Consider the following 12133-nt stretch of genomic DNA (forward strand, 5'->3'; position numbering starts at 1 on the left):
CAATCGGCCATTTTATTTAGCGCGGTGTTATTGTCCCAACCTTGCAATTGTTTAGGCTTTATTATCAATCTGTTTTCTTTAAAGCCCATCATAATACATATTGATAGTTTGGAAATTTTCTTAATATGTGGAAGCTTTGAACGTATTCGATTGATGTAATGTTCTAAAAAAATGAGCTTGGGACAAAAGATAAAAAACACCATTTTCTCACGGGAGAAAATGGTGTTTTTTGTGCGCCCGGCATGTACATGAACTATAGGGTGTAAGTCCCGAACCCCGAAGACAGAAGTAGAGGTTAGCCAAGAGCAAGGGTGTCCGTGGTGACGCGGAATCTGAAGGAAGCTGGAGGCAAAACACCGGTCCGAGGAACACGAACCTCATATAAGGCTAGGTATGATTGAGTGAGTTTGCGAAACAAAACAAAGCTCTTTCTGTCGAAGGTCATATCGAGTAAATGAGGCGGATAGATGGTGTGAAAGTGCATGTACTTACCCGGGGAGGTCTGGCGGATATGTGAAGTACTCTTCATAACCTACTTAGTGATAAGTAGCTGAACCGTCAGAAGTCAGCAGAGGTCATAGTATTAGTTGGTTTAGAACTACTAAGAAGGACCGAACAATTAAGAGAGAATAGCCCTTGGCATTCAGTGAGTCATGATGAACACAGAAAACGTAGTACCTCACTTGAGGAAGGAAGCGGTGAATCCCGTGGGGGACCTCTTGGAGGGTGGAGTGACCACTGGCATAAAGAGAACAGCTATTCACGGAAGGAGAATAACGATGCTTTTGAATCAAATCCTGTCACGGGAGAACATGCTTCAAGCACTAAAACGTGTAGAACAGAATAAAGGAAGCCACGGAGTAGATATGATGCCCGTACAAAACCTACGACAGCACATAGTCGAAAACTGGCTATCTATTAAGGAGGCAATTCTCAAGGGAACTTATGAACCAATGCCAGTCCGCAGAGTCGAAATCCCGAAACCTGACGGCGGTGTTCGTTTACTAGGAATCCCTACCGTAACAGACCGTTTGATTCAACAAGCAATCGCCCAAGTACTTTCAAAAGTGTATGACCCTACATTCTCTGAAAACAGCTACGGATTTCGACCAAACCGAAGTGCTCATGATGCGGTGAGGAAAGCGAAAGAATATATAAGAGATGGACATCGATGGGTCGTAGATATGGACTTGGAGAAATTCTTTGATAAGGTCAACCATGACAGATTAATGGGTACACTCGCGAAGAGAATCCAAGATAAACCATTACTGAAATTGATTCGTAAGTATTTACAATCGGGAGTCATGATTAATGGTGTGGTGTCAAGCACATTAGAAGGAACTCCACAAGGAGGACCATTAAGTCCGCTACTATCTAACATTGTACTAGATGAACTAGATAAAGAATTGGAAAGAAGAGGACACAAATTCGTTCGATATGCGGATGACTGTAACATTTACGTGAAAAGTAAACGAGCAGGACTTCGCACAATGGCAAGTATCCAGCGATTTATTGAAGGAAAACTACGACTGAAAGTAAATGAAAAGAAATCAGCGGTCGACCGTCCATGGAAACGTAAGTTTCTAGGATTTAGCTTTACCTATCATAAAGAGCCAAAGGTTCGTATCGCAAAAGAAAGCCTTAAACGAATGAAGAATAAAGTTCGTGAAATCACATCACGCAAGATGCCCTACCCGATGGAATACCGCATTCAGAAACTGAATCAATATCTAATGGGATGGTGTGGATATTTTGCGTTAGCAGACACCAAATCTATATTCCTTGGATTAGATAAATGGATTCGTAGAAGACTTCGAATGTGTCTATGGAAGAACTGGAAGAAACCGAAAACAAAGATACGCAACCTTATTCAACTTGGCGTACCACAATGGCAAGCGTATGAATGGGGAAATACTCGGAAGAGTTATTGGCGTATTTCAAATAGTCCAATATTACACAGAACCCTTGGTAACTCCTATTGGAGAAACCAAGGGCTGAAAAGTCTTGAAGCTCGTTATGAAAACTTGCGTCAATTATCTTAATTGAACCGCCGTATACGGAACCGTACGTACGGTGGTGTGAGAGGACGGGAGTTAATCGCTCCCTCCTACTCGATTGATAATTGAAGAAAATTGATTTCCGTTCCAGGGACGCTTTCCGCGGGCCCGGCTCGAGCCTTCTCTGATTCAATCCTTCGTTCCTGCGGGGTCTCGAGAGGGCTCGTCGCAGGAAAGCTTTGAATTTACTTCCTTGAACTTGCTCCGCTTTGCGACTAAGCGTGCGCGACAGAAACTCGCCCCGTCACTCCAATCAATTTTTTACAAAAAATCTTTTTGCAGCTCGTTCACTTTATTAGTTATGTCCCAGCCTCATTAATAAAATCAAACATTATTTTATTTCTACTTCTTTTTTCATCGTGTTGTTTTTCAATAGGTTCACGTGCCAGCTTAATGCTTCCTCTAAAATATGAGGAGTTTGAACATTTCCGTATTTTTCTACTGCTCGATGATAATAATCCCAAAGTTGATCTTTGAAATCTGGATGCGCACAGTTTTCAATGATTAACGGCACGCGTTCTTTTGGCGCTAGACCACGTAAGTCAGCGATACCTTGTTCAGTTACGATGATGTCCACATCATGTTCAGTGTGGTCATGGTGTGAAACCATTGGAACGATGGATGAAACTGCTCCACCTTTTGCATAAGATTTTGTTACGAAAATAGTTAGACGAGCGTTACGAGCAAAGTCTCCAGAACCACCGATACCGTTCATCATTTTTGTTCCAGCTACGTGAGTAGAGTTCACGTTACCGTAAATATCCACTTCAAGTGCAGCGTTAATAGAAATTAATCCGAGGCGACGAACGATTTCTGGGTGGTTAGAAATTTCTTGAGGACGCAAGCAAATTTTATCTATATATTTTTCAATGTTGCCATATACTTTTTGCTGTGCTTCAGCGGTTAAAGTAATGGATGTTGCAGATGCAAAGTTTACTTTTCCAGCGTCGATCAAATTAAATACAGCATCTTGTAAACATTCAGAGTAAACTTGTAAATTTTCAAATTCAGATTCTTTAAAGCCGTCTAAAACAGCATTTGCTACAGATCCAACTCCAGATTGAATCGGCATTAATTGGTTTGTTAAACGTCCAGCTTTAATTTCAGAACGGAAGAAGTCTAATAATAAATCTGCCATTCTTTGTGTTTCTTCATCTGGATCAACGATTAATGAAGGAGCATCTGGTTCTTCAGAAATGACAATTGCTTTAATTTTCTCTGGGTTAACGCGAATTCCTTTTTCACCGATTCGTTGGTTTGCATTTGTTAAAGGAATTGGTTCACGCTCACCTTGAGGACCGGGAACATAAATATCATGAATACCAATTAAAGTTTCTGGATGGGAAATATTTAATTCAAGAATGATATTTTCAGCGTATTGTGCAAAAATTGGTGTGTTACCTACAGATGTAGTTGGAATAAGTAATCCATCTTCAGTAATTGCACAAACTTCAATAATTGCATATTGAATTGGACCGATAATTCCTTGACGTACTAACTCAGCATTGTGTGAAAGGTGTGCATCTACATATAGAATGTCACCTTTGTTGATCAAATTACGCATTGCTCTTTCGCCTTGGTAAGGTCCACGTTTACGAATAACGCCAGCTTCTGCAAGGTAATGGTCTACTTCAGGTCCAAGCGAAGCACCAGTATATACATCAATTTTGAATTGTTCTTTTTTTGCTCGTTCAACAAGAGCCATTGGAACAACTTTCGCATCCCCTGCACGTGTAAAACCACTCATGCCGACTACTGCACCATCTGGGATAAGGGCAGCTGCTTCTTCGGCAGATACAATACGTTCTTTTAATTGTGGTATACCAATTCTTTTTTCAATGTTTGAATTCATATAATCCTCCCCTTTATTGTTGTTCGTGTTGAACAGAGAAAAAAGCTTGTAAGAATTTTCAGTATATTGAGCGAGTAACGTTGCCATGCTCAAGAATACATTAATAATAGCACTTCTTTGTCACACAATCTTCAAAAGTTGCATGAAAATGCTTAATTATCGTTTGAACGAGAAAATACAAGATTTTTCGACAAAAAATTATTTTAGAAAATTAAAAACTATATAAATATGTAGGTTAATATAAAAAAAACGCCGCTTTCTTAAAGGAAAACGGCGATATTATTTAAAAAATTTATATGATGAAAATGTTGCAAAGTATGTGGCAAAACACTTTCATTAGCGAAATATTAGAAACCTAATGAACGACGGAAGTAGCTTGCATATCTTTGGCTTACAGGAATTCTAGTCCCATCTTTCATAACTAAAAGGAATGTTGAATGGGAATCAGGTTGAATTTCATCAATATAATCGATGTTTACGATATATGAACGATGGCAACGAATAAAATGGTCGTTGGATAGGAACAGTTCAAGATCGCTTAGATTTAAACGATGGAATCCTTCTTTATCCATTGTTTTTACGAAAGTTTTGCGAAGTTGAGTTTCTAAATAAACAACTTCATTATGTTTAATTGGATACCAGCAATCATCAACTTTGATTGTAATGTAGTTTGTTAAAAAAGGTGATGGCTTTTGAGGGAAAATTGCAGTGACAGCCCCTTTAATTTCTCCTTCAGTAATTAAAGGGATACTCATACCATAGTAAGGAACGCCAAAAACATCGGATTCAATGTAAGTGTTGATTTTTTTACCATATTGTATTGCTTTATATGCAGCAGAACCTTCTTTGATTGGGTCGCCAGGTTTAATTTTTAAGTCCACATGTTTACTTGGCTGGTAATATATATATTCTTTAGTATCTGAAATAGCGATAGATGTATTTTCAGGGAAGAATTCTTTAATGACATCCATAATTTCTTCGATTTCTTTTGGATCCACTCTAAAACACCTCGTTTGTCCACAATTATAATTTTAATAATTTCTATTTTACTACATATTTTTAGAAAAGAAATAGAGAAGAATGTAATAACATAATAAGAACATTTTACATCTGAGTAAATGAAAAATTTTGTTGAAAAATCTAGTTCTATTTTATTAGGAAATATATATTATTGAAAAACAGAAATCACATTTGCATAGTGTGAATCAAAGATAATATTCATCGGTAATTTAATTAGGAAATGGTAGTTGAAAAAAAAACGAAAATTATGGTAATATTCACTTTAGTTATAAATATTTATTTAAATTTTCAATTTTTTTCGGTCTTTAGGACAGATTTTTAGCATGAAACTAATCAAAATGGCACCTATTTCTTATTAAAAAATTTTTATTTATAGCATTTTTATGATTGGTTATATTAGTATAGTAACTATTGACATATATACATTTGATGCAAATTTCATTCTGAAGAAAGATGGGGTATTTTATGCAACTACACCAACAATCAATTTCTGAAACGATTTCGAAGAGGTATTTTCAAGAAATTGACAGTATTAATCAATACACCGGGATTGAAGAATTTTTTACCATTGAATCACGTTTGTTATTTGAAATATTCCATTTGGAGGCAGATAAGGCGAAAAAATCATTGCACGAGCTAATTGATATCTTATCAATTCGTTTTGGAAAGCAAGTTATTAAAGAAGTTAGAAATTATTTTATGACACTTTCCTCGATTGTTGCAAGAAAACTTATGGAGAATCAAGTGCCTTCAAAGAAAGCTTTTGCCTTTAATGTTGCTTGTATAGACATGATTCAAAATAAAATGAAAGATGCAGAGTTCTTACAGTTTGCTGATGAGTTAATAGACTTTTATGTAAGTTTTATTGCGGATCGAAAACAACCTACATTCCGCCATCAAACTGTCAATAAGGTAATCATGTACATAAATGATGAATTAGAAAATGATTTAACAGTAGAAAGTATTGCGCAAAAATTTCATATTAGTACAAGCCACTTATCCCGCATTTTCCGCGAACATGTAGGAATTACATTGGTAGAATACTTAAATGTAAGAAGAGTAGAAGAATCCCAATACTATTTAAGACATACAAATAAAAGCATTACATCCATTTCAGAACAATTCCATTTTTGCAACCAAAGTTATTTTACTCGAATTTTTAAAAAGTATACCGGAGTTACGCCGAAACACTTCAGAGATGAATTGCATCATGAGTTTTTTAGATTCGAACTTCCAGAAACAGCAAATGTTGAAAAAGAAAAATTATAAGATGTTTTTTATTTTGACACCTGCTGTTTGAAATTATAAAGTATATTCCGTATACTTCAATTTAGTTAGAATTTAATAGTAGGTGGAAAAATGAAAAAACTAATGCTGTTTTCACTTTTCGGCATCATGTTATTGGTGTTATCAGGATGCCAAGCAGTTGAAAATCAAGAAGGATTCTTTTATCATACCTTTGTCAAGCCAATGGATTGGTTGTTGAATACGCTTGGCGAATGGTTTGGCGGTAGTTATGGTTTAGCGATTATTGCGATTACAGTTCTCATTCGTCTTATTTTGATGCCTTTTATGTTGCGTAATTATCGTCAACAATCGATTATGAAATCCAAAATGGATGTTATTAAGCCTAAAATGGATGAAATCCAAGAAAGATTAAAAAAGGCAACAACAAAAGAAGAACAGATGAAAATTCAACAGGAAATGTTAGCCTTATACCGTGAGCATAATATCAACCCGTTAAATTTAGGATGCTTGCCGATTTTAATTCAAATGCCGGTCATCATGGGTCTATACTTTGCTATTCTTTATTCAGACGAGGTAAAAACTCACGAATTTTTATGGTTTAATTTAGGAACACCGGATCTCATTATAACGGCAATTGCTGGAATTGTTTATTTCATACAAGCAAAAGTTTCATTATGGACAGTTCCAGAAGCTCAAAAGCAACAAATGAAAATGATGATTTATATCTCGCCGATTATGATTGTAATCATCTCTATTTCGTCCATGGCGGCATTACCATTATATTGGTCCGTCAGCGGGATATTGCTAATTTTACAAACCTATATAGGAAGAAAATATTATTCTGAGCATCCAGTTGAAGAAGCAAAATAAGTAGTTTAGTCGAGTCTAAATGGGCTCGACTTATTTTTTGCAGTAAATATGAGAAAATAGTGTTAAAATAATAGAGCGTGTTTTGAAATGAGACGGGATTAGGTGATTTTATGAAAAACAGAAAAAAGAATTATATACTACTTGGCATGTTGTTGATAATGATGATTGCTATTGTCTCCATCATTTTGATTAATAGCAATCCGAACGATGTGAGTGAAACAATTAAAACGGAAGATCAGGCTATTTCCGAAGAGAAAGAAAATGAGCTTAAAGAAGAAAAGGAAGATTCAGAAGCATTACAAGATGAGTTGGAAAATTCCAGTGAATTACAAGATGAAGGAAAAGTTGCAGGGGAAGAACCTCAGCAAAAACAACAACAGCAACAACCAGAAGATAAGAAATACAAAGAGAATAATGGTTATATTGAAGGGCAAACATTGCCTAGTGAGCCTACTTATATTAAAGGAGTACTGATTGCGAATAAAAAATATCCACTTCCAAAAGATTATGCTCCGGGTGAAAACGTAGAAGCTCGTGCCGCTTTTGAATTAATGGCCCAAGAAGCAAAAACATTAGGTTTTGAATTAGTAGCATTTAGTACATATCGTTCTTATGAATATCAGGAATTACTTTATAACAAATATGTAGAACGAGATGGCAAAGAGAATGCAGATCGCTACAGTGCACGTCCTGGTTATTCCGAACACCAAACAGGCTTAGCCTTTGATATTGGTGAAAAAGGCCGTGAAGATTTATGGCTTACAGAAGCGTTTGGACAATCGGAAGCTGGTAAATGGTTAGCAGAGAATGCACATAGATACGGCTTTATATTAAGATATCCGAAAGGGAAAGAGCACATTACAGGTTATATGTATGAATCTTGGCATTTTCGTTATTTAGGCGTGGAGCTTGCAACTAAAGTAAAAGATTCAGGAGTGACTTTAGAAGAATATTTGGGAATTGATAAATAAAAAGAATTCGTTTTTCCAAAGGTTTTTTTGGAAAAACGAATTCTTTATAATATTGGAGTTAACAGTCTAGAAATTGACTCTTTAAATTTGATTATGACTGAACGAGTTTCGTATTGTTCCAGTGTTAATTCTCTAGAATCTAAAATATCTTTTTCAAAGATTTCGGCTAATTCATGGCAAACAAGTTTATCATAAATAAATGCATTCACCTCAAAGTTTAATTTAAAACTTCGAACGTCAATATTAGCAGTTCCTACTGAAGCTGCTTCATCATCAATTACGATGGTTTTCGCATGGATAAATCCTTTATCGTATATATACACTTTCGCGCCAGCCTTCAATAATTCCCCAATATAAGAATAGGTAGCCCAATAAACAAACAAATGGTCAGGTTTATTTGGAATCATAATGCGTACATCGATTCCAGATAGGCTAGCCACTTCAATTGCATTTAAGAAGCTGTTATCCGGAATAAAGTAAGGTGTTTGAATATAAATATACCGTTTTGCTTCCATGAGTAATTTTAAATATGCGTTTTTAATTGTTGGCCAGTCTGTATCAGGACCACTGGAGATAATTTGCATAGCCACATCCCCTTTTTTAGGGATGGCAGGGAAATAACGTTCTGAATATTCTATTTTGTGTTCGCTAGCTTGATTCCAATCTAAAATAAAGCGAGTTTGGATTGGAAGAACTGAACTGCCTTCTATGCGTAAATGGGTATCTCTCCAGTAGCCAAATTTATTGTTTAAACCTATATATTCATCACCGACATTAAAGCCACCAATGTAACCAATTCGACCATCAATCACGACGATTTTTCGGTGGTTTCTAAAATTCAAACGCGGATTAATAAGCGGGAAAATCGAAGGGAAAAATACTTCAACTTCTCCACCTAATTTAATCAATTCTCTAAAGTGCCTTTTTTTTATGCTTCTTGAACCCATTTCATCGTATAAGATTCTAATTTTGACACCTTGTTTTGCTTTTTTCTTTAATACTTCATAAATTCTTTGCCCTAAATTATCGAGCTTGAAAATGTAATATTGAATATGAACATGATCTTTTGCATTCAATATGTCATTGATTAATGATTGGAATTTTTCAACTCCGTCATCAAAAATTCGTACTTGATTATCCTGCGTAAGAATGGCATCTCCCGTATTTAAATTCATTTGAATAAGATTTTTATAATTTTTAACGTAGTTTTCATTAAACTGAAACGTATCATTTTCAAGGGCTTCGATTTGATATTTGATTAAATTGTCGATGCCAATATCTTTTTGTCCATCCCAGCGAAATAAATGTTTTTTTCGTAGTTGTCTGCCAAGTAATAAATATAAAATAAAGCCAATTAAGGGTAGGAAAAATAAAACAAGAATCCATGCCCAAGTGGAAGATGCATCTCTTCTTTCTAAAAAGATAATTGTAATGGCTAGAATAATATTTAAAGCAAATAAGATAGGAATGAAAGGGATTGAATTAATGATGATGCTCATTCCATACCCACCTACTCCCCCAGTAATTATATATTATTATAACGTATTTATTGATTAGATAGAAATTATTGGCATATAAAAAGGCAACCTCTTGATTGGTTGCCCATTAGCTAGTACTGTTCAGCCTGCAAATATATATCAGTAAAATCACAATGGGCGAGTTTTTTGCTATTAATAAAAAATTTGATGATTCCAGAGTCTCCCCACATTATATTTTGCTCATCATCTGAAACCATTTGCAATAGTAGCGTATCATAACGTTTTAACAGGGTTGAATGAGTTCTAGTATCTTGGTGAATGAAGTAGGGATATCCTCCGATTTTATGCTCTGCTCCTAAAAAATGTTCAAAATAATGTTCCTCAAGTGTACGTCCATCATGAAGCTGTTTATTTAAATCTGAGTGACTGATATATTTTGTTAATCGATAATCCATTGCAGAAACTGGTTCGATCGTATAGTTAAATCGGAGTGCCATCTCATTTCTTATCGGGGAGTATGCAAAGTTTGGCAGAAATGAAAAATCTGTGACTAGTTCATGTTCAGGTAATATATTGGGATAATAGCGAACTTTAAAATAATGTTGAAAAATCTCTTCGGTCAGTTGATACTTCGCTAATGAAGGTGAAATGAAAAATTGCAATATTCCTCGTGACGGAAATGGATGAAACGAGTGACATTGTTCAAAATTTATTTGAGCAAGAAGTATTAAATAATTCCCATCTATATCTTTTGGATACTTCATAGTTTTTGGTAAATATGGATAACCAGCAAATTTACTATCAGTGATATTGGTTTGTTGAATGGTAGGTAAAATATTTATTGCTTTTAATAATGATGCTTCTAGTCTTGTACGAATCCCTTCAAATTGGGACGGCAATCGTAACAAATATGAAAAGTCCAAGTTCTATCCTCCAACACATTTTTATTATTCTTATAACCGTTTGTAGTAAATATATGCATAAAAATATGTTGTTACCTTTTCTAAAATATGAAAAAGGCGCGCTTGAAGGATTTAACGCTCCCTTTTTATTGATAATTAGCTATTTATTCAAATTCAGTGCGAAGGGATTTTTTTGAACGACTGAAAATGAAAATGAATACGATGATAATCAAACTAATGATGAACGAGATGTAATAAGTTAGAGACATTCCAACTTTAAATAAAACAGTGAAAAATAACGGTCCGATAATTCGGCCTAAGTTATCCATTGAGTAAGAAAGTCCAGCAGCGAGACCGTATTTTCCTCCGGATTCTTTAGTTGTTAGCGAAACAACACATGTTCTAGCTAATGCATTACCTGCTGTAAACACGCATAGAGCAATGCCGGCCGTTACCAGGCTAGATGTTAGAGCAATGAATAGTAGCCCGATAGCAGTCACGATTTGAGCTGCAAACAGCCATTTTGTTTCTGTACCATCTTTTATTTGTCGAATGACTCCTCCTTGAATGAAAGCATCGACAAATCCACTAAACATAAATAAATATCCTAGTTGAAGGGGAGTGATGCTGATGCGATTAATTTGGAACAATTGAAATGTTGCTTCTACTCCCGCTAACGTAAATGTAACGAAAAATGAAAAGAGAAATAAATATCGAACGCGATATTGGAAAAGCGTGGATGCACCTTTTGGTATGATTTGCCGCTTGTTTGCTTCTCCTTTTCTTTCAGGTTCTTTTAATCCAATAAGTGCGATAACAAAGAGAATGGCAATTAGAGCTGCTGACGCAGTGAAAGGAAGATGCAAACTCTTTTCACCGAGCACTCCGCCAATCGCAGGACCAAAAATGAACCCTAGACCAATCGACATGCCCATTAAGCCCATATATTTATTGCGATTCTCGTTTGTGGATATATCACTGATATATCCTGTGACAGATGTATATAAAGCCCCAGAAAACAATCCACCAACGATGCGTGAAAAATATAGCATAAATAAATGATCGATAAATAAGCTGAAAATAAGAAAACTTAAACAAAAACCAACAAGACCTACTAAGATTAAATGTTTTCTGCCAAATTTATCAGATAATTGTCCCCAAAAAGGTGCTGTAAAGAAGCTGGCTAATGCGTAAACCGTTAATAACCCGCCAACATGAACTTCATCCCATTGGTTTTGCACAATTACTTCAGGCAAAACAGGAATAATAATTCCGAATCCCAAATAAACGAGAAATTGTATAGCTAATAATAGAACAATCTTTTTCATAATGTTCCTGCCTTTATAAATTTTAAATTAGTATGAACACTGTACATTGTAACTTTACCGATTTTTGAAAACAAGTAAATTCAATATGCCATAAATTTTTAAGGCATTTTATTTGACAAAATTGTAGTTGTAACATTTTTGAAAAATTAAACGGAATAGAATCATGGTAAAATTTTTTGAGGATATTTGTACGAAACTTTTTTCACTATTTGTACGTTGTAAATAATATAATGTGAGGATAGGTGGTTGGAATGGGCAAGGAAATGGATTTGAGAAAGATTGCTTCAAAATTATCAAAATTAGGGGTAACTGCAACTGTAACAAAGTCACGACTGGAATTGTTAAAAGTATTAGCACCACCAAAAACTACTTCTCAATATTGATTTGGTTGAACGAAAAAATTCCCG

At 35.2% G+C, this 12133-nt stretch carries 10 protein-coding genes; 5 read left to right on the forward strand and 5 right to left on the reverse strand.

What is annotated here, in order from left to right:
- Positions 1-779: 779 nt before the first annotated feature.
- Positions 780-2042, forward strand: coding sequence for a group II intron reverse transcriptase/maturase (gene ltrA, locus NSU17_RS09175; protein WP_340704842.1), 1263 nt, complete (start codon positions 780-782; stop codon positions 2040-2042).
- A gap of 346 nt (positions 2043-2388) precedes the next feature.
- On the opposite strand, the gene NSU17_RS09180 is transcribed toward ltrA, so the two are convergent.
- Both NSU17_RS09180 and NSU17_RS09185 read right to left on the reverse strand, forming a co-directional pair.
- Positions 2389-3909: a succinate CoA transferase gene (locus NSU17_RS09180; protein WP_340704843.1), complete on the reverse strand. Its 1521-nt coding sequence runs from the start codon at positions 3907-3909 to the stop codon at positions 2389-2391.
- Between the two features lie 347 nt (positions 3910-4256).
- Positions 4257-4907, reverse strand: coding sequence for a LytTR family DNA-binding domain-containing protein (locus tag NSU17_RS09185; protein WP_016838328.1), 651 nt, complete (start codon positions 4905-4907; stop codon positions 4257-4259).
- A 487-nt stretch (positions 4908-5394) separates the two neighbouring features.
- On the opposite strand from NSU17_RS09185, the gene NSU17_RS09190 reads away from it, so the two are divergent.
- From NSU17_RS09190 to NSU17_RS09200, 3 genes are all read left to right on the forward strand, one after another.
- Positions 5395-6198, forward strand: coding sequence for a helix-turn-helix transcriptional regulator (locus NSU17_RS09190; protein WP_340704844.1), 804 nt, complete (start codon positions 5395-5397; stop codon positions 6196-6198).
- A 90-nt stretch (positions 6199-6288) separates the two neighbouring features.
- Entirely contained in the window at positions 6289-7047 is a 759-nt protein-coding gene (gene yidC / locus NSU17_RS09195) for a membrane protein insertase YidC (protein WP_340704845.1), read from the forward strand.
- Between the two features lie 110 nt (positions 7048-7157).
- The gene (locus NSU17_RS09200; protein ID WP_340704846.1) at positions 7158-8018 is read left to right on the forward strand and encodes a M15 family metallopeptidase; all 861 of its coding nucleotides are present in this window, start codon (positions 7158-7160) and stop codon (positions 8016-8018) included.
- 44 nt (positions 8019-8062) lie between these two features.
- On the opposite strand, the gene cls is transcribed toward NSU17_RS09200, so the two are convergent.
- The 3 genes from cls to NSU17_RS09215 all read right to left on the reverse strand — a co-directional run bounded on the left by cls (position 8063) and on the right by NSU17_RS09215 (position 11729).
- Positions 8063-9517: a cardiolipin synthase gene (gene cls / locus NSU17_RS09205; protein ID WP_340704847.1), complete on the reverse strand. Its 1455-nt coding sequence runs from the start codon at positions 9515-9517 to the stop codon at positions 8063-8065.
- A gap of 110 nt (positions 9518-9627) precedes the next feature.
- Entirely contained in the window at positions 9628-10419 is a 792-nt protein-coding gene (locus NSU17_RS09210; protein WP_340704848.1) for a YwqG family protein, read from the reverse strand.
- Between the two features lie 143 nt (positions 10420-10562).
- Positions 10563-11729, reverse strand: a complete 1167-nt coding sequence (locus NSU17_RS09215) for an MFS transporter (RefSeq protein WP_340705498.1) — start codon at positions 11727-11729, stop codon at positions 10563-10565.
- A gap of 248 nt (positions 11730-11977) precedes the next feature.
- Between NSU17_RS09215 and NSU17_RS09220 the strand changes: the two genes are divergently transcribed.
- The gene (locus NSU17_RS09220; protein WP_340704849.1) at positions 11978-12109 is read left to right on the forward strand and encodes an Lmo0850 family protein; all 132 of its coding nucleotides are present in this window, start codon (positions 11978-11980) and stop codon (positions 12107-12109) included.
- The last annotated feature ends 24 nt before the right edge of the window (positions 12110-12133 follow it).

Origin of the sequence: Ureibacillus sp. FSL K6-2830 (assembly GCF_038004145.1) — a bacterium.
Lineage (GTDB): Bacteria > Bacillota > Bacilli > Bacillales_A > Planococcaceae > Ureibacillus > Ureibacillus thermosphaericus.